We start from the raw sequence: 23,803 nt of genomic DNA on the forward strand, positions 1-23,803 counted from the left end.
GATTCAGTCTGGCCTTTTCCTATCTATATTGATAGTCACTCGCAGCTAATGTCTGCGAGTTTTCCTTCCTTGCGCCTGACCGAACTGCCGCTGCGCCAGCCCGCCTATGTGGATCTGATCGACTGGAGCGCGCTATCCGCTTCGGACGGGCAGCGATTGCGCGAATTTGGGCTTTGCCAAGGTGCAAGCGTCGAAGCGCTGCACCATGGCGGGCTGCTGGGACGGGGTCCCATCGCCTGCAAGGTCGGACGCATGACCATAGCGATGCGGCGCAACCATGCGGCCGCGATCAGCGTGTGCATCGGCCCCCGGGACGATGAGACATGAGCACGCTGCCGCTGGTCGCGCTGGTCGGCAATCCCAATGCAGGCAAGAGCGCGCTGTTCAATGCGCTGACCGGCGCGCGACAGAAGCTGGGCAACTATCCCGGCGTCACCGTGGAACGGAAGGCGGGCCGCCTATCGCTGTCGGACGGACGGCCGGTCGAGCTGGTCGATCTGCCCGGCACCTACAGCCTTAATCCCACCAGCCCGGACGAGCAGGTGACGCGCGACGTGGTGCTTGGCAAGCAGCAGGGCGAACGGCTGCCCGACGCGCTGGTCGTCGTGGTCGATGCGTCGAACCTCGACAATCATTTGCGGTTCGCGCTTGAACTGCTCTCGCTTGGCCTGCCTACGGTCATCGCGCTCAACATGGTGGACCTCGCCACCCGCGATGGATTGGAACTGGACGCCGCCATCCTGTCACGCGAGCTGGGGGTGCCTGTCATCCCCACCGTTGCCGTCCGCAAGCGCGGGCTTGACCATCTACGCACCGAACTCGACACGCTTTTCGACGACAGCACGCACCTGGTGCGGGCTTCCAGCGGGCCACGCGACTTCGACATGCTGCGCAGCGAAGCGCGGCGCATCGCCCAGACGGCAGTGGTACGGGAAACGCCGTCGCGCCGCCTGACCGCTGCGGTCGATCGGGTCGCCTTGCATCCCATTGCTGGCCTTGCCCTGTTACTGGGCCTGCTGTTCGTCATGTTCCAGGCGGTCTATGCTTGGTCCGAAGCGCCGATCGCAATGATCGAGGGGATGGCCGAGGCGGCTAGCAACGGGGTCCGCGACGCCCTGCCTGATGGCTTGCTGCGCTCCTTCCTAGTGGACGGCGTCATCAACGGCGTGGGATCGGTCGTCGTGTTCCTGCCGCAAATCCTGATCCTATTCTTCTTCATCCTGATGCTGGAAGCCACCGGTTATATGGTTCGCGCCGCCTTCCTGATGGATGGGCTGATGGCGCGGGTCGGGCTATCGGGCCGGGCCTTCATCCCGCTGCTTTCCTCCTTCGCCTGCGCTGTGCCGGGGATCATGGCGACCCGCACCATTGCGGACCCCAAGGATCGGCTGACCACCATTTTGATCGCGCCGCTCATGACCTGTTCGGCGCGGCTGCCGGTCTATGCGGTCATCATCGGCGCGTTCATCCCGGCCCGCAATGTTGGGTTGGGAATCGGGCTGCAGGGGCTGGTCCTCTTTTGTCTTTATGTCGCGGGGATCCTGGGGGCCATGCTGGTGGCGCTGGTGCTGCGCATGACCGTCACCAAGGGAGCAAGTGGCGGCTTCCTGATGGAGATGCCGAAATATCAGTGGCCCCGCCCGCAGGACGTACTGCTGGGCCTATGGCAGCGCGCCGTCATCTTCCTGAAGCGCGCGGGCACCATCATCTTCACATCGACAGTGATCCTATGGGTGTTGCTGAGCTTTCCCAAGACGCCCGAGAATAGCGGCGTCAGCCAGGTGAATTATTCCATCGCCGGACGCATCGCCAATGGCCTTAACGTCGTGCTGGAACCCATCGGTTTCAATCGCGACATTTCGCTGGCGCTGATCCCCGCCATGGCGGCGCGCGAGGTCGCGGTATCGGCGCTTGCTACCGTCTATTCGCTCGACGCAGGCGATGACGAGGCGAAGCTGGAGCGGAGTTTGGGCGACCGGCTAAAGGATAATTGGCCGCTGCCGACCGCCCTCGCCTTCCTGGCCTGGTTCGTTTTTGCGCCGCAGTGCATTTCGACCATTGCGGTGACGAAGCGGGAGACCAATGGTTGGAAATGGCCGCTCTTCATGATCGGCTACCTCTTCGCGCTGGCCTATGCGGCTGCTGGACTGACTTTTTGGACGGCGACCGCCATCGGTTTAGGGTAGCGTCCGCAAGCCAGCCGATTATAAGAACCTCCAAAGTATCGGAGGAAATATGGCGGGTTCGGTCAACAAGGTCATTCTGGTGGGCAATCTGGGCGCGGACCCGGAAGTCCGCAGCTTCCAGAATGGCGGCAAGGTGTGCAACATCCGCATCGCGACGTCCGAAACTTGGAAGGACCGCAATTCGGGGGAGCGCAAGGAGCGCACCGAATGGCATAGCGTCGCGATCTTCTCCGAAGGTCTGGCGGGCGTCGCCGAGCGCTATCTGCGCAAGGGCAGCAAGGTCTATGTCGAGGGCAAGCTCCAGACCCGCAAGTGGCAGGACCAGTCAGGCAATGATCGTTATACGACCGAAGTCGTGCTGCAGGGGCCGAGCGCCGTTTTGACGATGCTCGACGGCGCGGGTGGTGGCCAGGGCGGCGGACGGTCGCAGGGTGGCGGTAGCGACTGGGGCGGTGGTTCCGGCGGCGATTACGATGATTTCGGCGGTAGCGGCGGCGGCTTCGGTGGCAGCAGCGGCGGTGGCCGTCCGTCAGGCGGCGGCCGGGGTGGCGCAGGCGGGCCGAACTTCGACAATGACCTGGATGATGAAGTGCCGTTCTGAGGGGTGGCCGTTCGGTAAACAAAAGCGCCCCAGCCAGTTGGCGGGGCGCTTTATTTTTTCCTCATCCTTAACCTCGTTCAGCATGAGCGGAGGCTAAAGGGTTTGCGCCGCTTTCAGGCAGCCGCAGCGATCTGAGTGGCGGCAAGTTCTTCCGTTGCGAAGCGGCGGATATGGTCGCCCAAGTCCTCGCGCTCGAGCGCCAGTGCGAAGTTCGCCTCGATATAACCCGCCTTCGACCCGCAATCGAAGCGGCGGCCGTCGAAAGTGACGCCGTGAAAAGGTTGCTTTCCAATCATCGACGCCATGGCGTCGGTCAGCTGAATCTCGCCGCCTGCGCCCTTTTCCTGGGTCTCCAGGATCTTCATGACCTCCGGCTGCAGGATGTAGCGGCCCGGCAGGATGAGGTTGGATGGAGCGGTGCCTGGAGCAGGCTTTTCCACCAGACCCTTGATCTCGGTCAGCGCCCCATCGCGCTTGCCCGGATCAATCACGCCATAGTTAGGCGTTTCGGCCATCGGCACTTCAAGCGCGCAGACCAGATTGCCTCCCACCTGATTATAGGCATCAACCATCTGCTTGAGACATCCCCGGCCAAGTGCGCCCTTCATGAATTCGTCGGGCAGCAGGATAGCGAAGGGTTCGTCGCCCACGATATCGCGGGCGCACCATATGGCGTGACCAAGGCCCAGCGGCTCCTGCTGGCGCAGGAAGACGGCGTTGCCAGGGGCAAGGCGCGTGCCGTCCAGGGCAGACAGATCCTTGCCGCGTTCGCGCTGTGTCGCCTCGGCCTCATAGGCCATGTCGAAATAGTCCTCGATCGCGCCTTTGCCGCGGCCGGTGATGAAAATCATCTGCTCGATGCCCGCCTCACGCGCTTCATCGACGGCATATTGGATCAACGGGCGATCGACGACGGGCAGCAATTCCTTGGGCACCGATTTGGTTGCAGGCAGAAAGCGCGTGCCGAGGCCTGCGACGGGGAACACGGCTTTGCGTATCGGCTTGTAAGGCATGGTACTCCATTCTCGCTAGACGCGCGGACAGGCTTCGCCCTCCGCGCCTTAAAGGTCAAGCATAGCGGGAGGATTACCTCGCCCGGTCAGACGGCCAGCAGGCGCTGCGCCACCGTTTCGAGCGAAGAGATCTCCGCATCGAGATGATCAAGCGAGACATGCGTATGATTGTTCCGCGCGTCGCGGCAGGTGAAGCCGCCGGGCGCAGGCTGCTGAAAGCCGCCAATGATAAGCGATCGGAAGCGATCGATCCTTTGCATGTGTCGCTCGATATCCGAAATCTCCGACAGGGCGCTGGCGTTGCGCTTGTCGCGCATCGCCACCATCGTGCGGAGTTCGGTCATCAGTTTCGCCATGCCCGGGCGGGTCCGGGCGCCGACGGTTCGGACGTCACCCATAGCCTCCCGCATCATGGCGATCTTCGCCTCCAAACTCTGTTCCAGCATCGTCCAGGCACAGACCAGACGACCTACGGCACAGAGAAGCGCCGCATCCTCCGGCGCATAATCAGACACCGCCCTCACCTTTATCTCGGTTATATGATTCACGACCCACCCCCGGCTCTGTTTTGATCTTTTGCCCGGACGAATCCTGCACGGAACAAGGCGGTAAAGGCTAGAGGCGCGGGTCACACCGCCCGCAACGGGGGCACAGGCCAGCGGAAGACGTGCCAAATCAGCGATGAACCGATCGCGGTTGAAACCGACCCAGTCAAAAATCGATAGCGATTCCCTTGCGTTCCCAGTCCCCGTAACGGACAGGGCTGAATTCTTCCTCGTGCCGTGAGGGGTTATGGAGGGGGTCGGGTTGGGGCAACGGCGGGCTCTTGGACAGGTGCGCAGGCGGCTTCACGTGCGCCGGGCGCTTGCCGTTGAATGTTCCCATGTTCGAAGCCTTTCATTTGCGATGGCGCGCGGGCCATCCCATATTCATGCGCGGCCCGCTATCTGGGCCGTGAGGGAGTAAAAGACAAGTGAGTGGTATGAGGACGGTGATGCTGTTGTCTGCGCTGACGGCGCTGTTCATGGCATTGGGCTATACGCTGGGCGGCAGCGGCGGCGCGGTGATCGCGCTGCTGGTGGCGGCGGGGATGAACCTTTTCACCTTCTGGAATGCCGACAAGATCGTGCTGTCGATGCACAATGCGCGGGAAGTGGATAGCGAGAGCGCGCCCGAATATTATGGCCTGGTCCGTGATCTTGCGCAGCGCGCGGGCCTTCCCATGCCGCGTGTCTATCTGATCGACGAGCCGCATCCCAATGCCTTCGCGACCGGACGGGATCCCGATCATGCCGCGGTCGCCGCGACCACCGGCCTGCTGTCCATGCTCACCCGTGAGGAAGTCGCGGGCGTGATGGCGCATGAACTTGGCCATGTAAAAAATCGCGACACGCTGATCATGACGATGGTCGCAACGATTGCGGGCGCCATTTCCATGCTGGCTAATTTCGGGCTGTTCTTCCGCGGCGGCGACCAGGAAAACGGCCATGGCAACATCGTCGCGACGCTGCTGGCCGTCATAGTTGCGCCCTTTGCCGCGATGATCGTCCAAATGGCGATCAGCCGGACGCGCGAATATGGCGCGGATGCCGCCGGTGCGCAGATCAGCGGCAATCCCCGCGCGCTCGCGTCAGCACTGGCCAAGATTTCGGGCGGGGCGGAGATGATCCCCAATCCGGTCGCGCAGCGCAATCCGGCCGCTGCCCAGCTCTATATCGTGCCAGTACATGTGAGCGAACTCTTCTCGACCCATCCCGCAACGGAAAAACGCATCGCGGCGCTGGAAGCGATGGCGGGAAGGACGGGAGCGGCAGCACCCACCCCGCGAGCGTCGGCGCTCAGCCCTGTGGCCACGCCGATGCGCCGCCGGTCGAGCGCGCTTGATCCGCTGCGCCGGGACTGAGTCGCTCGGTCATCCTGCCCGCAGGAGATCCCAGCTTTTGCTGGGATGACGAAGTTGGCGACGGGCGCCGAACGGTAGTTACTTTTCGCCCCGATTGTCCTAGGCGCGGCTGATGGCACGCCACCTCGCCTCCCGATCCGATGACATTCCCGGCCTCCCGACGCGGCGGGCGGCGCTTCGCCTGCTGGACGCCGTGCTGCGGCGGGGCGATCCGCTGGAGCTAGCGCTGCATGGGGCGGCGCAGGGTTTGGCGCCTGCCGATCGGGCGCTGGTCCACGCCATCGCTGCGGAAACCTTGCGCCACCTGCCCGATCTGGATGCGCTGATCGATGGCGCTACTCGGCAGCCGCTTCCCTCCGACGCCAAGGCGCGGATGGTTTTGCGCATCGCGCTTATCCAGGTGCTGGCGTTGGGCACAGCGCCTCATGCCGCGATCGCCACCGCTTTGCCGCTGGTCGATGGAGGGCCGCGCAAGTTGGTCCACGGCGTCTTCGGAACGATCACACGCGCCGCCCCCACCCTGCCCGAGCCGCCGACCTTGCCCGCCGAGGTGGTCACGCGCTGGTCGGCGCTCTGGGGGGAGGCCATGCCTGCTGCGGCCGCCCGCGCCTTTTCGGTACGTCCGCCAATCGATGTCAGCCTGCGCGATCCGGCGGAGACTGCCGATTGGGCCGAAAAGCTCGGCGGCCGGAGCTTAGCATCGGGCCATGTCCGCCTGCCCAGTCACGCATCAGTGACAGAACTGCCCGGCTTTGCCGAGGGCGCCTGGTGGGTCCAGGATCTTGCCGCATCCTGTCCGGCGCGGCTTCTGGCTATGGGCGAGGAGCGGACGGTGCTCGACCTCTGCGCAGCGCCGGGGGGCAAGACAATGCAACTCGCCGCCGCCGGATGGCAGGTGACGGCCGTCGATCAATCGAAGAAACGACTGGAACGGCTTAGCGACAATCTGAAGCGAACCGGCCTTTCCGCTGCCATTGTGCAAGCCGACCTGCGGCAATGGGAGCCCGCCGCGCCAGCCGACGCCATTCTGCTCGATGCACCGTGCAGCGCCACCGGCATCTACCGCCGTCATCCCGATGTACTGCACCGGATCGGGCCGCGCCAAATCGATGAGCTTGCCGAGTTGCAGGCGGCGCTGCTCAAACGGGCGGCACAATGGCTGAAGCCTGGGGGGACGATGGTTTATGCCACCTGTTCGCTGGAACGGGCCGAGGGTGAAGAACAACTGCACGCGTTCCTGCAGGAAAATTCCGACTTCACGATAAAGCCCGCAGACACGGCCCTACTGCCCCAAGGCATTGAGCCCAGTGCGGAAGGCTGGCTACGCACATTGCCGGACACGCTGGCTGACGAGGGCGGCACGGACGGCTTTTTCATCGCCCGGCTTGTCCGCGCCCCGCAATAATCTTAAGCTCGCGCCGTCTAGAAAGGTCCAGCGTGCGCCCGACCGAGCCCCTTCCCCTGCACCATAGCTGGCCGCTGCACGACCTGCATCAGCATCTGGCATCGGCGACGCTCGACGACCATACGGCGCGTGACGACGAAGCGCTGGCGGAGCGGGGCCTTGGCCTGTGGCATTGCGACCTTGGCGACAATAGTCTGTCATGGACCAGCGGCGTCTATGATCTGTTCGGGATAGAGCGGGACATGGTCGTGCCCCGCGACCTGGCCGTCTCCCTCTACGCACCGGATTCGCGCGAGGCGATGGAAAGGCTGCGCGCCTATGCCATCCGGCATCGACGGGGCTTCACTCTGGACGTTGAAATCCGCCCGCTGGACGGCGGCGACTGCACGATGCGCCTTATCACCGCGCCGATCCTGAAGGGTGCGCAGGTAATTGCGCTGCATGGAGTGAAGCAGTTTTTGCCGCGTGGCTCCGCGGCTTCACGCGGGCTTGATCCGACCATTTTCGTTCTCCCTTGAAGCTGCGGCCGCCTGAGCCGAAAATCCCTGTGGATAAGCTTGAAGAGGAGCGTTGCCCTGGGCTCTAGGCGCGGCTAGAGCCGACTGTTGATGACCAGCCCGATCCTTATCTCGCCCTCCATCCTGTCCGCCGACTTCGCCCGTTTGGGCGAGGAGGTTCGCGCCATCGACGAGGCGGGCTGCGACTGGATCCATATCGATGTGATGGACGGCCATTTCGTGCCCAATATCACCATCGGCCCCGGTGTGGTGAAGGCGCTGCGTCCCCACAGCAAGAAGCCGTTCGACGTTCATCTGATGATCTCGCCGGTGGACCAGTATCTTGACGCCTTTGCGCAAGCGGGCGCTGATATCCTGACCGTTCATCCGGAAGCGGGGCCACACATCCACCGCTCGATCCAGCATATCAAGTCGCTGGGCGTGCAAGCGGGCGTAGTGCTGAACCCCGGCACCCCGGCAAAGATGCTCGATTATCTGATCGACGATGTCGATCTGATCCTGGTGATGAGCGTCAATCCGGGCTTTGGCGGCCAGAGCTTCATCGAAAACCAGCTCCGCAAGATCGAAGCCATCCGCAAGATGATCGAAAAAAGCGGGCGCGACATCCGTCTGCAGGTCGATGGCGGCATCGACTTCACCACCGCGCCGCGCGCGATCGAGGCGGGTGCGGACGTACTGGTCGCGGGCACGGCCACCTTTCGGGGCGGCCCGGCGGCCTATGCGGACAATATCCGGAAGCTCAAGGGCGGGTGAGCGACGCAAAGCGCAATCCCAGTCCTTCGACCGCCGATCCGGCAGGATCAGAACCAGCCGACGACGGTATCGAACAGGGCAAGCGGCTCATCCGCGTCGCGGATGACAAGGGGCTGTCGCTGGCTCAACGGATTGCCAACCGCTTTTATTTGATGAGTTGGAAGACGCCGATTCACGGACGGCGGCTCAAGGGCAAATATCCTCTCAAGCTGCTCGCCGTTCCGGATGATGAAATCCCTGGCGATCCCAAGGCGGGCCAGGCGATACGCGCGGGCTATTTCCTGTTTCGCGGTTTGAAGCAGCCGATCAATGCGCTGGATTTCGAGCGGCTGGCGCTAATCCCCGCTTTCGCCGACTATTTGCACAGCTTCGCCTGGTTGCGGGATCTCGCCTCGGCCGCAACCCGCGAGCAAGGCGCGCCGGTGGCGGAAGCGGTGCTGCGCAAATGGCTGGAGGTGCATGCCGACACGCCGAGCGAGCCAGCATGGCGCGCCGACAATGCGGGCTGGCGGCTGCTCTTCTGGTCGGCCCATGCGCCACTGATCCTGTCGTCGAGCGATCTGGTCTATCGTTCGCTGGTTCTCAACTGCATCGCGCGCACCGCCCGGCACTTGGACCGGGGTGCGGACAAGGCTCCGCCGGGCCTGCCGCGTCTGGTCTCCTGGGGCGGCATCGTCGCGGCGTCGATGCTGCTGCCGGGCGGCGCTGCACGCAAGATTTTCGGCGAAGCGGGGCTTAAACGAGCAATTGAAAACGCCGTCCATGGCGATGGCGGCATCCTGTCCCGCTCACCGCTGGATCAGTTGGAAGCGATCATGCTGCTCACGATGGTGCGGGCCGTCTATGACGTGCGCCGCGAGCAGGCCCCGGCGTTCATCACCGAAGCGCTCGGCCGGATGGTTCCGGCGCTGCTCGGCCTTTGCCATGGCGACGGCGGCCTTGGCAGCTGGCAAGGCGCTGGCGCCATCGATCCCGCCACCATCGAAGCGGTGGTCCGCGCGAGTCGAGTGCGCGCCCGTCCGCTTCGCCAAGCGAGTGATTGGGGATATCAGCGGCTGGTGGCCGGAACCACCATCGTCCAGATCGACGCCGCACCGCCCCCCGTTGCGAGACTGGCGGACGCGGGATGCGCTTCCACCACCGCGATCGAGATTAGCGACGGTCCGCAGCGGCTGATCGTCAATTGCGGCGGCGCAGCGCTGAGCGGGGCATGGATGCCCGATGGACTGGCGCAGGCGCTGCGCACTACCGCAGCGCACAGCACGTTGGTGCTCGACGACAGCAATTCCACCGCCCTTTTGCCGGATGGCACGCTGGGCCGCGGCGTGACCGAGGTGGAACTGCACCGGCAGGAGCAGGAAAGCGGCAGCCGTATCGAGATCAGCCATGACGGCTATGTCCGGCGGCTAGGCTATGTTCATCGCCGCTTGCTGCTGGTGAGCAGCGACGGCAAGGAAATCCGCGGTGAGGATATGTTGACCCCCGCTGCTCGCCGTCGCAGGCCGGTGAAACTCCCCGCGCAGCTCCGCTTCCACCTCGCCCCCGGGGTAGAGCCCACCGCGACTGCGGACGGAATGGGCGCCCTGCTGCGCATCGATCTTGGCGCGATATGGCAGTTCCGCGCCAATACCGGCAAGCTGGCGATCGAGGAAAGCCTGTGGGTGGACAGCGAAGGCCGGCCCCACGAAAGCCGCCAGCTCGTGATCACGGCCGAAGCTCTGCCTGGCGGATCGACCATCGGGTGGCTTTTCAAACGGATGGGTTGACGAGTCCCTCCCGCCAAATCCTATCGCTTGCCGCATCCGCCCAGCAGGATTAGAGGGCGCGGCGAGCCATTGCAGCACACAGGACCCTTCATGACCGACGTCACCATCAAGCGCGCCCTTCTTTCCGTGTCGGACAAGTCCGGCCTTGTCGAACTGGGGCAGGCGCTGGGCAAACATGGCGTCGAACTGGTATCCACTGGAGGCAGCGCCAAGGCGCTGCGCGAGGCTGGGCTGGAGGTAAAGGATATTTCCGACGTCACCGGCTTCCCCGAGATGATGGACGGCCGCGTCAAGACGCTGCACCCAAAAGTGCATGGCGGCCTGCTGGCGGTGCGCAACAATCCCGAGCATGTCGAGTCGATGCAGGAACATGAAATTGGCGCGATCGACCTGGTCGTCGTCAACCTCTACCCCTTCGCCGCGACGGTCGCCAAGGGCGCCGAGCGCGAGGAGATCATCGAGAATATCGACATTGGCGGTCCGTCGATGGTCCGATCGGCAGCCAAAAATCATGAAAGCGTAGCGATCGTCACCGACCCGGCGGATTATGCCCGCCTGATCGCAGAGATGGGCGAAAAGGGCGGCGCGACCAGCTATGACTTCCGCCGGATGCTGGCGGCTAAAGCTTATGCTGCTACGGCCGCCTATGACTCCATGATCGCCAGCTGGTTCGCCTTTGCCGATCAGGGTGTGGATTTCCCCGAAACGCTGGCTGTATCAAGCAAGCTCGGATCGACCCTGCGTTATGGCGAAAACCCGCACCAGGCGGCGGCGCTCTATCTTCCGCTCGGGCCTTCAGCCAACGGCATTGCCCAGGCTAGCCAAATCCAGGGCAAGGAGCTCAGCTACAACAATTATAACGACGCGGACGCAGCGCTGGAGCTGGTCAGCGAATTCCGCGATGGTCCGCCGACCGTAGTGCTCGTCAAGCACGCCAATCCGTGCGGCGTTGCGACGGGCGACACGCTGATCGAAGCCTATGAAGCGGCGCTCGCCTGTGACAGCGTGTCGGCCTTTGGTGGCATCATTGCGGTAAACCGCCCGCTGGATGGTCCGACCGCAGAAGCGATCAGCGGTATCTTTACCGAAGTGGTGGCCGCCCCTGACGCTGATGACGACGCCAAGGCGATCTTTGCGAAGAAGAAGAACCTCCGCCTGCTGCTGACCGGCGAACTGCCTGATCCGGCCCGCACCGGCCTGCAGATCAAGAGCATCGCTGGCGGCATGCTGGTGCAGAGCCGGGACAATGGCCGGATCAGCCGCGACATGCTCAAGGTCGTCACCAAGCGCGCGCCTACGGAACAGGAGCTTAACGACTGCCTATTTGCCTGGACCGTCGCCAAACATGTGAAGTCCAACGCAATCGTCTATGCCAAGGGCAACAGCACCGCTGGCATCGGCGCAGGCCAGATGAACCGCCTGGAATCTGCGCGCATTGCCGCTTGGAAAGCCAAGGACGCCGCAGAAAAGGCGGGCTGGGCACAGCCACGCACCATAGGCTCGGCCGTCGCTTCCGACGCCTTCTTCCCCTTTGCCGACGGTCTGCTGGCTGCCGTCGAGGCGGGCGCAACGGCGGTGATTCAGCCCGGTGGATCGATCCGCGATGAGGAAGTCATCGCTGCGGCCGACGAGGCGGGGCTCGCCATGGTCTTCACGGGCATGCGGCACTTCCGCCACTAAGCATATGATGCGGGTGCGAAGACTGGCATTTCCTTTCGCACCCGCAAAAATCACGCTTTTCCGCCACTTTCTAGCGACTGGCCTCTTTTCATCCACTTGCAGGGGTCCTATTTTCCTCTCGACCCTCCACCCACGTCAGGCGTTGGGCAGACCTTCATAAAAGTTCGCAGGAGATATGAGGATGACCAGAAAGACGTTGGCGGCATTTGCCGCCGCGATGACCCTAGCCCTTCCCGCCGCAGCGCCGGCTTTCAGCAATGACATGAACGTAATCGTGGATGGCCGCGCTGGCACGGAAACGCGTAGCGTCGTGGTGCCGGTGGCCGACCTCAACCTCGCCAGCGCTCATGGCGCACGCCTTGCCGACTCGCGGATTACGCGGGCGGCCAAGCAGGTCTGCGGATGGCTGAACGGCTCCATCCAGCAACCGACGCGCGAATTTCGCGCCTGCTATGGCGCCGCGCTCGACGACGCGCGCAACGACCTCGAAAGCCTTGCTCAGCAGCATCAGAGCTGATCGCCTGGCAAACGGGGCCGTCATCATGCGGCCCCGTCATGCTTACCCCGCCGTTAACCATTCCTTAGATGATTTCCTTCACTCCCGATGGTAGAAGCAAGCCTACGGGGGGCATTGAATGCCGGGTATCGACCAGAATTTGGATGTCGCCATCATTGGCGCAGGTCCGGCCGGCCTTACCGCGGCCTATCTGCTCACCAAAAAAGGCTATTCGGTCACCGTCATTGAAAAGGATCCGATTTATGTCGGCGGCATCAGCCGCACGGTGGAACTGAACGGGTTCCGCTTCGACATTGGCGGCCATCGTTTCTTTTCCAAGTCGAAAGAGGTTGTCGATCTCTGGAACGAGATTCTGCCGGACGATTTCATCCAGCGGCCACGGATGAGCCGCATTTATTATGAAGGGAAATTCTACAGCTATCCGCTTCGCGCTTTCGAAGCGCTGTGGAATCTCGGCCTTTGGCGTTCGACCCTTTGCATGGCGAGTTTTGCAAAGGCCAAGCTGCTGCCCAACCGCACCGTCCGATCCTTTCAAGATTGGACGGTGAACGCGTTCGGGCACAAGCTGTTCTCCATCTTCTTCAAGACCTACACCGAGAAGGTCTGGGGCATGCCCTGCGACGAAATGTCCGCCGACTGGGCCGCCCAGCGGATCAAGGGCCTGTCGCTCTGGGGAGCCGTGAAGGACGGGTTGAAACGCTCGCTCGGCCTCAACAAGCGACCCAATGACGGCATGGCCACCAAGACGCTGCTGGAAAGCTTCCGCTATCCTCGCCTCGGCCCGGGCATGATGTGGGAAGCCGCGCGCGATTCGGTGGTGGCTGGCGGCAATCAGGTGCTGATGGCCCATAGCCTGAAGCAGCTTGCCCGCGATGACGCGGCGGGGCTCTGGCAGATGGCCGCCCAAAGCGCTGACGGCGAAGTGCTGCTGAAGGCGAAGCATGTCATCAGTTCTGCGCCCATGCGCGAGTTGGCCGGACGCATCCATCCCTTGCCCGCGACGCTGGGCAACGCGATGGAGCTTAAATATCGCGACTTCCTCACCGTGGCGCTGATGATCAAATCGGACGATCTTTTCCCCGATAACTGGATCTACATCCATGATTCGAAGGTACAGGTCGGCCGCATTCAGAATTTCCGCAGCTGGTCGCCGGAGATGGTGCCCGACCCCTCGCTCGCCTGCGTGGGACTGGAATATTTCTGCTTCGAAGGCGACGGCCTCTGGTCCGCACGCGACGATGAACTGATTGACCTCGCCAAGCGTGAAATGGCGATATTGGGTCTTTGCGACCCGGCGGATGTCGTCGGCGGCGCGGTGGTTCGTCAGGAAAAGGCATATCCCGTCTATGACGATGATTATGCCGCCAATGTGGTGGCCATGCGGACGGAGCTTGAGCAGCTTTACCCGAGCCTCCACCTGGTCGGCCGCAACGGCATGCATCGCTACAACAATCAGGATCATGCGATGATGACGGCGATGATGACGGTGCGCAACATCGAGGCGGGCCAGCGGCTGTTCGATACCTGGGCCGTCAATGAAGACGCTGAATATCATGAGGCGGGCGAAGAGGGCGAAGGCCCGGCAGGCCAGAAAGCCGCTCTTAGCAGCCTGCGGCTCGTGCCCAGCCGTCTCAAAGCCGCGTGAAGGCGTGGCAGTGACGTCTGTGAACTTAGGCAGCCTGACGGCGGCAATTGCCGCCCGCTTTACATTCATCCGCTATTTGCTGGCGAGCCTGTGTGCGCTTTCAGGCGACATGCTGCTGTTCCTGGCGCTGCTGCGGCTGAACATCACTCCTGCAGCGGCTGGCGCGATCGGCTATGTTGGCGGGCTCTTGCTCCATTGGCTGATCAGCATCCGCTTCGTCTTCACTTCGGCCCGAAGGCCGACGCATGGTCAACGCCTGGGCTTCGTGGTGAGCGCGGCCGTAGGCCTTGGCATTACCACGGGGTTGATCAGCGCGCTCGGCGCTGCAGGGCTGGCGCCTGCGATCGGCAAGCTCTTCGCCATTCCCGTTAGCTTCCTGTCGGTTTACGCGATCCGGAAATATGGCGTCTTCGCCGTTAGCTAGGGTCCGGTCGGGCCTGACACGCGACTTGGGTGTCACGATCGCGCCCCATCCGCGCTGGCTTATGCTGGCGTGGATATGCTGTTGCGCGGTTTTTCTGTGGCTTTGGCACAGCGAACTCGATGCGCTAGGCTTTCGCGATCCCGATGACGCCATGCGCCTGCAACAGGTGCGCGACTGGATCGGCGGCCAGCCTTTTCTGGACGTTAGCCAACATCGGGTAAATCCGCCCCTGGGTGGCCCCATGCACTGGTCGAGAATTGTCGATATGCCGATCGCGGCTATAATCCTGCTTCTGCGACCGGTTCTGGGCACGCATTTGGCGGAAGTTCTCGCCTGCGCGATCGTACCGCTGCTGTTATTGGGCGGCCTCGTCTGGGCGCTCCATGTGGCGACCCGCCGGATCGCTGGCGAGGCAGCGGCGATGCTCGCACCTCTGCTGCTGCTGACCACGCCGACGATTCTCGTACAATTCGGGCCTTTGCGGGTCGATCATCATGGATGGCAGATCCTGATGGCGACGATCGCGCTGGCGGGCGCCATGGACTTACGCGGGGCACGGGGCGGCATGGTCGCTGGCGCGGCGATGGCGGTGTGGCTGCAGATTTCGAGCGAGGGCCTACCCTATGCGGCGCTGTTCGCGGTTGTATTTGCACTCCGCCAATGGCTGGACAAGAGGGAGACGGATCGGTTTATCACCTATGCGGCAACGTTGGGCATGGCGGCATTGCCCCTGCTGGCGCTGCTCCGTGGAACTGCTCCTCTGGTGCAGGTTCGATGCGATGCCCTTTCATCGGCCTATATCTGGCCGCTGCTGGCCTTCGCAACAGTAACGCCGCTGGCCTTCCGCCTCATCAGCCCTGTGTCGGCCAAAGGACGTTTCCTGGCGGCAGCATTGGGTGGAGGCGCCGCTGCCGGGCTGTTCGTTCTGACCGGCCGCCCCTGCCTGACAGGTAATCCATTCCAAGCGCTGGGGCCTGTCGCCTATAAGCTATGGTATCTGCAAGTGATGGAAGGACAGCCGATATGGAAGCAGGCCCGCTCGATGATGGGCCTGACCCTGATCCCGGCCATCGCGGGACTGGCAGGTTCGATCATGGCCGCTCGGTTCGCCGAGGCGCGGGACGCGCACGACCGCTGGCTGGTAGTGGCGCTACTTCTGACAGGCGCAACCATGGTCGCCATATTGGTGATGCGGGCGATGTCCGTGGCGCATGTTTTGGCCCTACCCGGAACCGCTTGGCTCATGCTGGCGCTTTTCCGGCGTGCGCAGCAGCAACGCGCGGCCCTGGTGCGCGTGTTCGCATCCTCAGCCGTCGCTTTACTTACGCCCGCGGCCCTCTGCGCGATCTGGATCGTTGCCACATCGGCGACGAGCAAAAGCGAGGAGAAAGCGCCGACACCGGCCGCTGAATGCAGGACCGAAACGGCGTTAGCGCCCCTCCGCCAGCTGCCGAAATCGACGTTGTTCGCTCCGCTGGACATGGGACCGGACATTTTGATCCGCACCCGTCACAATGTGGTTGGCACGGCGCATCATCGCAATGCCGCCGGGATTACCGCCGTGGTCGAAGGCTTCACCGCGCCGCCCGCCCGTGCTCGGGCGATCCTGGCCGAATTGAATGGCGGCAAGGGCTCAGATTATCTCGTCGCCTGCCCCGGCCTTAATGAATTCGAACATTATGCGAAGGAACATGAGGGCAGCCTGGCATGGACATTGGCGCGCGGAAGGCCACCGGCATGGCTGAAGCCTGCCCTGTCCGGAGCGAAGTCCCTGCGCGTCTATAGAGTCATGCCGCTGAGAAACTGAGCGCCACGCCATTCATGCAATAACGCTTGCCGGTAGGTGGCGGGCCATCGTCGAAAACATGGCCAAGATGCCCGCCGCAGCGCGCGCAATGCACTTCCACTCGTGGATAGCCGAGCGCGAAGTCGCGGGACGTGCCCGTCGCCCCGGGCAGCGGCGCCCAAAAGCTCGGCCAGCCGGTGCCGCTGTCGAACTTGGTCTTCGCGTTGAACAAAGGTCGCTCGCAGCCCGCGCATTTGAATGTGCCTGCGCGATGTTCCTTGTTCAGCGGGCTGGAGAAGGGATGTTCAGTCGCATGCTTCCGCAGCACCTGATAAGCCAGCGGGCTAAGACGGCGGCGCCATTCATCATCAGGCAGGGTAAAGGGGTAAGCGGCTTCGGCTTCTTCGACCCCCAGCCGCCAGAAGGCGATTGCGGAGACGCCGTACAGGGCGCTGTTCAGAAGATGCCGCCGGGTCATCATGGCGGCTTACTTTACCACGGCTGAGCGCCGCCTGAACAGCCTGCCGCCGCTGGCCTGTCCGGACTTCAGCACATGGCGGCGGAACAGCCATACGCCCAGGCGGATGATGACCGCGACCCAGCAGGCCTGCCATATGATTGCGAGCAGATGCGGCCAGATCGACGCATCCTGCGCCGCCCGCGCGATCATGGCGAAGGGCGATGAAAAGGGGAATATGATCGCCGCTATCTCCGGCGCGGAGCCCATATGATCGACCGCATAGGTCGCGAAGAAGAAGATGCCCATCTGTGCCATTGTCACGGGCATATTGAGGGTCTGCACCTCCCGCACCGTGGCCGCCTGAGCGCCGATGCCCAGGAACAGCGAGCCCAGCAAGGCATAGGCCATGGTGAAATAGACGGCTCCCAGCAGCAGGAAGACAGGCCAGCCGACCGCCGGTGTCGGTGGCGCGATATCAGGGCCAGCGAGCAGCTTGACGCCAGCGACTATGCCCGAGCCCCAGAAGCAGATGCCCACAAAGCTCATCGCCAGCATGGCGAGCAGCTTGCCTAGGAAGACCGCATCGATCGGCACGGCCGCGGCCAGGATTTCGATCACCTTGTTGGTCTTTTCCTCCACCAGATTAGACAGGACCATCCCCGCCAGCAGCATCGTCAGCAGGAAGACAAGGACTTGCGCGGCTCTACCGGTCAGCAGGCGCGATTGGGCCTCTGCGCCCGCGCTGGCGGCTACGAGTTGCTTGCGAACTTGCACATGAGGAAGCCGCTCGCCCGCCAGCGCGGCGCTGGCAAGCAGGCTGACATCGCCCTCCAGTGCGGCGAGGTCACCGCTCTTGCCGGTGAGTATCGGCCGCTCGACGCTGCCGGACACGATCGCGATGAAGCGGGCGTCGGGGCGGGTCAGCAAGGTTCGTGGGTTCCCCTTGGGCGCGCGCTGGAGCTTGGGGAGATTTTCAGCACCCATACGGGCCGAAAGGATGCGATGCGCCCGCTCCATGCGTCCGCCGTCCGCCGCCGTCATGGCGACGCCGATGGTCGGGCGCAGGCTTTCGGTCGTGATCTTTTCCCCCAGACCGCCGAACGCCATGCCGATGACGACAGGGAATAGCGGCCCCAGCAGGAAGAGAATGAAGGTTTTCGAGAAAATCACCGCGGAAAAATCGCGGCGAGCGATGACCAGGGCGGCGCGCAGGACCTCGCTCATGCGGGTCCCTCCCCTTCGGCATCCTGCATCTGCCGGGCGGCGGCAGCCCCCGCGATAGATACGAACGCATCATGCAGGCCGGGTCGTTCGATCGACAAGCTTTCTATACCGGCATGTCCATCCAGCAGCGCGCGCAGCAGCGGTTCGATGCCTTCGTCCGGCAGGTCGAAATGCCAGGCTCCATCCGCCGCCAGCGTCTCGGCAGGCAGCGCCCGGCGCCAACCGCCGTCGCTGGCGCGGGTGCGCAGGCGGACCCTGGGACGCAGCTGGTCGCGCGCATCGCTCACCGATCCTTCGAAATGAATGCGGCCACCCGCAACGATGGCGATGCGTTCGCACAGGCGTTCGGCATGGGCGATGACATGGGTGGAAAAGAGGACGGTGACGCCGCGCCGCGCCTGATCGCGGATCAGCAACTCCAGCTTTCCCTGGTTGATGGCGTCAAGACCCGAAAAAGGTTCGTCCAACACGATCAGCCGGGGTTCGTGGATGATCGTACCAAAAAGCTGCACGGTTTGTGCCATGCCCTTGGACAGCTGGCGGATCGGCTTATCAACCGATGCGCCCATGCCATGCTCGATCAGCATCGCTCGCGCCCGTTCGCGCCCGACCTTGAGCGGCAGCCCACGCAATGCGCCCATAAAGGCGATGGCCTCCGCCGCCTTCATTGATGGATAGAGCCCGCGTTCTTCGGGAAGATAGCCGATGATGCGCGCCTGGCGCAGCGGGACATCATCGCCCAGCAGAGTGCGGCGGCCCTCGTCAGGATCGATAATGCCAAGCAAGGTGCGCAACAAGGTCGTCTTGCCCGCACCATTGGGCCCCAAAATGCCGTAGATCGACCCAGCGGGCACGGCGAGGTCGATGCCATCGACCGCGCGGAATGTGCCGAATGTCTTGACAAGACCATGGCCTTCGACGGCATAGGTCGGAGAAGGAGCCGGAGCAGTACCGATCATCCGACCCTGATAGTCGCACACTATGCCAACGCAAACCGAAACCTTGGAACAGCGCCTGAAGGCGGAGGCGGAGCGGCTGGGCTTTGCCGCGTGCGCCATTGCGCGCGCTGATGCTGCGCCCGAAGCTGGCCGAAGGCTGCGGCAGTGGCTGGATGCGGGACGCCATGGCGAGATGCTGTGGATGGAGGAGCGGGCCGAGCAGCGCGGTTCGCCGCAAGGACTGTGGCCCGATGTGCGCAGCGTCATCATGCTGGGGATGAGCTATGCGCCCGGCCGCGACCCGCTGGCGCTGGCGGAGGTCGGCGATCGGGGCCGGATTTCCGTCTATGCGCAGGGGCGCGACTATCATGACGTGGTCAAGAAGGGACTGAAAAGCTTGGCCCGCTGGCTGGTGGAGCAGCAGCAGAGCGCGCTCAAGGTGTTCGTCGACACCGCACCTGTGATGGAAAAGCCGCTTGCGGAGGCGGCTGGACTGGGCTGGCAAGGCAAGCACAGCAACCTTGTCAGCCGGACCCATGGTAGCTGGCTCTTCCTGGGCGCGATCTATAGCGAGATCGCGCTGGAGCCGGACGCGGCGGAAGTCGATCATTGCGGCAGTTGCACTGCTTGCCAGGTGGCCTGTCCTACCGGCGCTTTCCCTGCCCCCTATGTTGTGGATGCGCGGCGGTGTATTTCCTACCTCACCATCGAGCATAAGGGCCCGATCCCCGAAGAGCTGCGTAGCGGGATCGGCAATCGCATCTATGGCTGCGATGACTGTCTGGCAGTCTGCCCGTGGAACAAATTTGCCGATGCGGCGGCGGCCAACAGGGCTTTTATAGGGCGCGCGGAGCTGGCGGCGCCGGAACTGGGCGACTTGCTGGCACTGGATGACGCCGGTTTTCGAGAGATTTTCTCGGGCTCGCCGATCAAACGGATCGGGCGTAACCGGATGGTGCGCAACGCGGCCATCGCCGCCGGGAATAGCGGAGAGAAGCGGCTGCTCGAACAATTGCAGCCATTGCTGAGCGATGAAGATCCGGTGGTCGCGGAAGCGGCCGCCTGGGCGATCGGGCGGCTGTCCGCTTAGGAAATATTATTTCGCCTGAAGAGCGGTGGCGCAGGCGGCGGGATCGATATCCATACCCGCTGGCGTGCGGGCATCGACATGGGTGACGACCGGCTCTCTTCCTTGGGCGGGGGCGTAGAGATAGGCGTCCAGCACGCAACGACCATTGGCGAACTGCAGCTTACGCATCATGCTCTCACGAATATCGAGGCGGGGCGTGCCGAATTGCTGAACGAGATGGCGGGCGTCCATTCCCATGAGGGGGCCTGATCGCATGAAGGCGCTGGCAGGGGGACCCGCGGGCGGGCGGCTGATCGGCGCAGGCGGTACGACCGAGCCACCGCAAGCCGCCAGCGGCAGTGCCAGGGCAGCGCCAAGGGTGAGGCGGACCATGTTCATCTCGACTTGCTTCTAACCCCGTGCAGCATGTGCACCGCCATAGCCGCGCTCCAAATCGGCGCAAGCAGGTTGATGAAGGGCAGCAGGAAGAGAAGCGCCGAGACGAGGCCCATAAGCCATCGATGGAGGCGGGAGATCGGCGGCAACGCCGCATGGCGTGGCTCGACCATATCGGCAAGGTCGCGGCCAAGCAGATAGGCGTTGAGGGCCAGGAACAGTCCGATCGTGCCCACGCCGGTGACGAGCAGGAGCAGATAGGCAGGCATGGCGATCAGGTTCCAGCCGATCGTCCGGGCTGCCGAGGCCAGGGCCAGCCGGACGCTGGGGCCGAGACCGAGGGACCGGGCCTCTGCGGCGGCTGCGGGATAGCTGCTGCGCTCCACTGCAGCGATGATGTCGTCGGCGAACAGGTTCATGATCGCCATCGCGATGGTGCGAAACAGCAGCCAGGCCATCGCAATCACGCCGATTGTGGCGGCGGCCGCTTCAGCGAGGCCACCTCCGCTCCAGCCGAAATAGACCCGCACCGCATGTACCGCCGTCCAGAGGCCGAGCCCGGCCATGACGAAAATCAACAGCGTCAGAGCCAAGCTTTTACCCAGCAGGCGCATGGCCGCGGGATGAAAGATCACAGGAAAGGCGCGCATAGCGGCGATGATCACCATAGCCCAGCTATCCCGCGCCTAGCCCATGCCGTCAATCAGCGGCGTTGCGCGCAGCCCTACGGGTCGATAGACACGGCGCGATTTTTCCAACCTTTCCCCTCAATCGACAAGGATATCGCGTGACCGCTGCAGCCCCCTCGCTAGATGTTGTCGCGATCGGCAACGCCATCGTCGATGTGCTCGCCCCGAGCGACGACGCGTTCCTGGCCGAGCATGCGCTGACCAAGGGCGGCATGCAGTTGATCGACGTCGCCACTGCGGAAAGCCTCTATGCCGATATGGGCGCGGGGAAAGAGGTCAGCGGCGGGTCAGCGGCCAACACGCTCGCTGGGCTGGCGGCGCTGGGCAAGCGCTGCGGCTTCATCGGTCAGGTGTGCGACGATCAGTTGGGCGAAGTGTTCGCCCATGATGTGCGGGCGCTCGGCATCCGCTATGATACGCCGGCGGCCAAGGGAGATGTGCCCACCGCCCGCTGCTTGATCCTGGTGACCCCCGATGCGCAGCGGACGATGAACACCTTCCTAGGCGCATCGCAGTTCCTGCCGGAGTCCGCGCTGGACCTGGACCTGATCCGCTCAGCGTCGATCCTCTATCTGGAAGGTTATCTGTGGGACCCGGAACAGCCGCGCGCGGCGATGAGGGCGGCGATCGACGCGGCGCGCGGCGCCGGGCGCAAGATCGCCTTCACCCTGTCGGACGGCTTCGTCATCGAGCGCCACCGCGCCGATTTCGTCGATTTGATTGATCAGGGCCTGATCGACATCCTTTTTTCCAATGAGCATGAGATCCAGGCGCTGGCCCAGATCGAAGATTTCGACCGGGCGGTGGCGTCTTTCGCTGGGCGAGTGCCGGTGCTGGTCTCGACGCGTAGCGAGCAGGGCGCGATCGCCATTGTGGACGGCCTTCGCTACGAAGTGCCTGCAGCGCCGGTTGCGCAGGTTCTCGATACGACCGGTGCGGGCGACCTGTTCGCCGCCGGATTCTTGGCCGGGCATATCGAAGGGCTGGATGTGCATCACTGCCTTGAACTGGGCGCGGCGGCGGCGGCGGAAGTGATTTCGCACTGGGGCGCGCGGCCGGAGGCCGATCTGCAGGCGCTGCGGGCTAAGCTGCTGGGTTGATCAAGGTAGTCGTTCGGGCCGGGTTACGTCAGAACTTGCGTTCCCCGGCTCGCTCGAAACGAACGGGTGCTAAAGCATCATCTCGTTCGCGCCGAAGAGGGCCTCGACAGGTTCGGCCCGAACGGATGGGACGATCGTCTGGCGGAGCAGGATGCTCTAGCAGGCGATCAGGCCGCTTTTTGCCGGCGGAACAGGGCGCGATCTTCTGGCCCGAAGCCCCATCGCCAAATGACTAAGCCATAGACAGCCAGGATCGTCGCGACGCCGAAAACCAGTTCGACCCATTCATATTGGGGCGGCAGGGCCACAAAAGCCGCCCCCACGAGGCAAGCAACGCCGCAGGCGCTGAGCAGCGGCCAACGCCACGCATTCACTTTCGCGCCCAGCAAATGTGACAGCAGCCGGGCCTTGACCAGCGCTCCGGCGCCCAAGGCGATACTGAGCGCCAGGGCGGGCGCCGCGGCAATCGCCATGGGCGGCAGGCCGAAGCGCCGGGCGAGCAGAATGAACCCGAAGCTGAGCGCGGCCTGCAAGCCGATCATGAGCAGCGAGATCATGAGGTTGCGGTGACGGGCGATATAGACCAGCGCGGATTCGCTGACGACCGCTGTGGCCGCGACGACTTCGGCCAACAGCAGAAAGGCGAGCGCACCGGTGCCGCCAACGAAATGCGGGCCGACCAGACCCATCACCGCTTCTCCCGGAATGCCCAGCGCCAGAGCAATGCCCGCCTGGGCGGCGATGATCCAGAAGCCGACCTGGCTGACCTGCTTCGCGATCGCGCTCAGATTGCCCTCCGCCAAGTTGCGCGTGATGACCGGGCCGAGGATCGGGTCGAAGCTGGTCTTGAGCTTTTGCGGCAGCGAGGCGACCTGCTGCGCAACATAATAGACGCCAACCACCGCCGGGCTGACGAACAGGCCGAGGATGGCCAGGTCGAGGCGGCGTGATCCCCATTCGACGCCATCGGCTGCGGCGAGTGGCAGATTGCGGCGGGCCAGGCGCCAAAGCCGTCCGCCATCAGGCCGCCAGCCATGGGGAATGCCATAATGGCGTGTCATCGGGAGGATCGAGGCGACCAGCGCCGCGACCATGGAGACGACGTATGACAGGATAAGTCCGTCGCGCGTCGAATAAAAAGCGAAGGCAAAAGCCCCGATGCTGATCGCCCAAGGCTCTATGATCGATCGGGCGCGAACGGTAGCGCCGATGTCGAAGCGATAGGCGCAAGCGGCCAGCGCGACGTCCGACCCGGCTACCGCGATGACGATCAGGGCGAGCAGCCGGTCGAGCCCATTGATGCCGCTGTTGGGGAACATGGCTTGAGGAAAGGCGACGAGCAAGCCGCTGCCAATCAGCGCGGCGACCAGCGTCACGAGCATGGCATCGGTGACGACATGGCTGTGCGGCCGCTCGGTCTGCGCGAGCGCGCCCGCCAGGCCGCGTTTCAGCCCGAGCGTCGCCAGTTGTGCGATGAACTCGACGACCAGAACGGCATAAGCAAAGCGACCAAGTGCGTCCGCGCCATACCAGCGGCCGGCGATGAACAGGAAAGGCAGGCGCGCGGCAAGGCGCAGGAGGAAGCCAAAGATATTCGTGCGGCCGCCCTTGGCGAGCGCCGCAATATCATCCTGTTGCGAAGAGGGAGCCTGCTCAGCCGGCAAAGAATGTAGGTCCCCCTGTCGCGTCATTTTACGTGCTGCCGAATGGTAAACAATAAATCAGGGGAG

Annotated in this window: 24 protein-coding genes; 15 read left to right on the forward strand and 9 right to left on the reverse strand. The window is 63.6% G+C overall.

What is annotated here, in order from left to right; translation table 11 throughout:
- Nucleotides 1-69 precede the first annotated feature (69 nt).
- The 3 genes from EP837_RS06565 to ssb are packed head-to-tail and all read left to right on the forward strand — an operon-like array spanning nucleotide 70 to nucleotide 2,787.
- A complete protein-coding gene (locus EP837_RS06565; protein ID WP_066528863.1) occupies nucleotides 70-327 on the forward strand; it encodes a FeoA family protein in 258 nt (85 codons plus the stop codon).
- Nucleotides 324-2,186 carry a ferrous iron transporter B gene (feoB, locus tag EP837_RS06570; RefSeq protein WP_066525627.1) on the forward strand — a complete coding sequence of 621 codons (1,863 nt, stop codon included), beginning with the start codon at nucleotides 324-326 and terminating at the stop codon, nucleotides 2,184-2,186. Before EP837_RS06565 ends, feoB begins: the two co-directional genes overlap by 4 nt.
- 49 nt (nucleotides 2,187-2,235) lie before the next feature.
- Entirely contained in the window at nucleotides 2,236-2,787 is a 552-nt protein-coding gene (ssb, locus tag EP837_RS06575) for a single-stranded DNA-binding protein (RefSeq protein ID WP_066525633.1), read from the forward strand.
- Between the two features lie 113 nt (nucleotides 2,788-2,900).
- Here ssb and EP837_RS06580 read toward each other — a convergent pair whose 3' ends face one another.
- The 3 genes from EP837_RS06580 to EP837_RS20400 all read right to left on the reverse strand — a co-directional run bounded on the left by EP837_RS06580 (nucleotide 2,901) and on the right by EP837_RS20400 (nucleotide 4,685).
- Nucleotides 2,901-3,800 (reverse strand): UTP--glucose-1-phosphate uridylyltransferase, encoded by a 900-nt coding sequence (locus EP837_RS06580; protein WP_066525636.1) that lies wholly within the window; start codon nucleotides 3,798-3,800, stop codon nucleotides 2,901-2,903.
- A gap of 86 nt (nucleotides 3,801-3,886) precedes the next feature.
- Entirely contained in the window at nucleotides 3,887-4,315 is a 429-nt protein-coding gene (locus EP837_RS06585) for a hypothetical protein (RefSeq protein WP_066528867.1), read from the reverse strand.
- Between the two features lie 196 nt (nucleotides 4,316-4,511).
- A complete protein-coding gene (locus EP837_RS20400) occupies nucleotides 4,512-4,685 on the reverse strand; it encodes a DUF1674 domain-containing protein (RefSeq protein ID WP_082919566.1) in 174 nt (57 codons plus the stop codon).
- An 88-nt stretch (nucleotides 4,686-4,773) separates the two neighbouring features.
- Between EP837_RS20400 and htpX the strand changes: the two genes are divergently transcribed.
- The 10 genes from htpX to EP837_RS06635 all read left to right on the forward strand — a co-directional run bounded on the left by htpX (nucleotide 4,774) and on the right by EP837_RS06635 (nucleotide 16,218).
- Nucleotides 4,774-5,703, forward strand: a complete 930-nt coding sequence (gene htpX, locus EP837_RS06590; protein ID WP_237234877.1) for a zinc metalloprotease HtpX — start codon at nucleotides 4,774-4,776, stop codon at nucleotides 5,701-5,703.
- Nucleotides 5,704-5,815: 112 nt separating this feature from the next.
- Complete coding sequence (locus tag EP837_RS06595; protein ID WP_066525642.1) at nucleotides 5,816-7,108, forward strand: RsmB/NOP family class I SAM-dependent RNA methyltransferase; 1,293 nt, start codon at nucleotides 5,816-5,818, stop codon at nucleotides 7,106-7,108.
- A 32-nt stretch (nucleotides 7,109-7,140) separates the two neighbouring features.
- Nucleotides 7,141-7,626: a diguanylate cyclase gene (locus EP837_RS06600; RefSeq protein ID WP_066525644.1), complete on the forward strand. Its 486-nt coding sequence runs from the start codon at nucleotides 7,141-7,143 to the stop codon at nucleotides 7,624-7,626.
- A gap of 90 nt (nucleotides 7,627-7,716) precedes the next feature.
- Nucleotides 7,717-8,379: a ribulose-phosphate 3-epimerase gene (gene rpe, locus EP837_RS06605; RefSeq protein ID WP_066525646.1), complete on the forward strand. Its 663-nt coding sequence runs from the start codon at nucleotides 7,717-7,719 to the stop codon at nucleotides 8,377-8,379.
- Nucleotides 8,376-10,145, forward strand: a complete 1,770-nt coding sequence (locus EP837_RS06610; protein ID WP_066525648.1) for a heparinase II/III family protein — start codon at nucleotides 8,376-8,378, stop codon at nucleotides 10,143-10,145. The genes rpe and EP837_RS06610 overlap by 4 nt, the downstream gene beginning before the upstream one ends.
- Before the next feature lie 90 nt (nucleotides 10,146-10,235).
- Nucleotides 10,236-11,825, forward strand: coding sequence for a bifunctional phosphoribosylaminoimidazolecarboxamide formyltransferase/IMP cyclohydrolase (purH, locus tag EP837_RS06615; protein WP_066525650.1), 1,590 nt, complete (start codon nucleotides 10,236-10,238; stop codon nucleotides 11,823-11,825).
- Nucleotides 11,826-12,006: 181 nt separating this feature from the next.
- Entirely contained in the window at nucleotides 12,007-12,342 is a 336-nt protein-coding gene (locus EP837_RS06620) for a UrcA family protein (RefSeq protein ID WP_066525651.1), read from the forward strand.
- A 118-nt stretch (nucleotides 12,343-12,460) separates the two neighbouring features.
- Nucleotides 12,461-13,987 (forward strand): NAD(P)/FAD-dependent oxidoreductase, encoded by a 1,527-nt coding sequence (locus EP837_RS06625; protein WP_066525653.1) that lies wholly within the window; start codon nucleotides 12,461-12,463, stop codon nucleotides 13,985-13,987.
- A gap of 10 nt (nucleotides 13,988-13,997) precedes the next feature.
- Nucleotides 13,998-14,411, forward strand: coding sequence for a GtrA family protein (locus EP837_RS06630; RefSeq protein WP_225870507.1), 414 nt, complete (start codon nucleotides 13,998-14,000; stop codon nucleotides 14,409-14,411).
- A gap of 25 nt (nucleotides 14,412-14,436) precedes the next feature.
- Complete coding sequence (locus EP837_RS06635; protein ID WP_225870508.1) at nucleotides 14,437-16,218, forward strand: hypothetical protein; 1,782 nt, start codon at nucleotides 14,437-14,439, stop codon at nucleotides 16,216-16,218.
- Here EP837_RS06635 and msrB read toward each other — a convergent pair.
- The 3 genes from msrB to EP837_RS06650 are packed head-to-tail and all read right to left on the reverse strand — an operon-like array spanning nucleotide 16,199 to nucleotide 18,840.
- On the reverse strand, nucleotides 16,199-16,675 hold the full coding sequence (gene msrB, locus EP837_RS06640) for a peptide-methionine (R)-S-oxide reductase MsrB (RefSeq protein WP_066528870.1): 477 nt from the start codon (nucleotides 16,673-16,675) through the stop codon (nucleotides 16,199-16,201). The genes EP837_RS06635 and msrB overlap by 20 nt on opposite strands.
- Before the next feature lie 9 nt (nucleotides 16,676-16,684).
- Complete coding sequence (locus EP837_RS06645; RefSeq protein ID WP_066525661.1) at nucleotides 16,685-17,881, reverse strand: ABC transporter permease; 1,197 nt, start codon at nucleotides 17,879-17,881, stop codon at nucleotides 16,685-16,687.
- Entirely contained in the window at nucleotides 17,878-18,840 is a 963-nt protein-coding gene (locus EP837_RS06650) for an ABC transporter ATP-binding protein (RefSeq protein WP_066528873.1), read from the reverse strand. The genes EP837_RS06645 and EP837_RS06650 overlap by 4 nt, the downstream gene beginning before the upstream one ends.
- Before the next feature lie 22 nt (nucleotides 18,841-18,862).
- On the opposite strand from EP837_RS06650, the gene queG reads away from it, so the two are divergent.
- A complete protein-coding gene (queG, locus tag EP837_RS06655; RefSeq protein ID WP_066525662.1) occupies nucleotides 18,863-19,909 on the forward strand; it encodes a tRNA epoxyqueuosine(34) reductase QueG in 1,047 nt (348 codons plus the stop codon).
- A 6-nt stretch (nucleotides 19,910-19,915) separates the two neighbouring features.
- On the opposite strand, the gene EP837_RS06660 is transcribed toward queG, so the two are convergent.
- Entirely contained in the window at nucleotides 19,916-20,287 is a 372-nt protein-coding gene (locus EP837_RS06660; RefSeq protein WP_066525664.1) for a hypothetical protein, read from the reverse strand.
- A complete protein-coding gene (locus EP837_RS06665; protein ID WP_066525666.1) occupies nucleotides 20,284-20,952 on the reverse strand; it encodes an EI24 domain-containing protein in 669 nt (222 codons plus the stop codon). The genes EP837_RS06660 and EP837_RS06665 overlap by 4 nt, the downstream gene beginning before the upstream one ends.
- 119 nt (nucleotides 20,953-21,071) lie before the next feature.
- Here EP837_RS06665 and EP837_RS06670 point away from each other — a divergent pair, with 119 nt between their 5' ends.
- The gene (locus tag EP837_RS06670; RefSeq protein ID WP_066525668.1) at nucleotides 21,072-22,073 is read left to right on the forward strand and encodes an adenosine kinase; all 1,002 of its coding nucleotides are present in this window, start codon (nucleotides 21,072-21,074) and stop codon (nucleotides 22,071-22,073) included.
- 167 nt (nucleotides 22,074-22,240) lie between these two features.
- Here EP837_RS06670 and EP837_RS06675 read toward each other — a convergent pair whose 3' ends face one another.
- Nucleotides 22,241-23,764, reverse strand: a complete 1,524-nt coding sequence (locus EP837_RS06675; protein WP_066525672.1) for a lipopolysaccharide biosynthesis protein — start codon at nucleotides 23,762-23,764, stop codon at nucleotides 22,241-22,243.
- Nucleotides 23,765-23,803 lie beyond the last annotated feature (39 nt).

The organism is Sphingobium sp. EP60837, assembly GCF_001658005.1.
GTDB classification, from domain to species: domain Bacteria; phylum Pseudomonadota; class Alphaproteobacteria; order Sphingomonadales; family Sphingomonadaceae; genus Sphingobium; species Sphingobium tyrosinilyticum.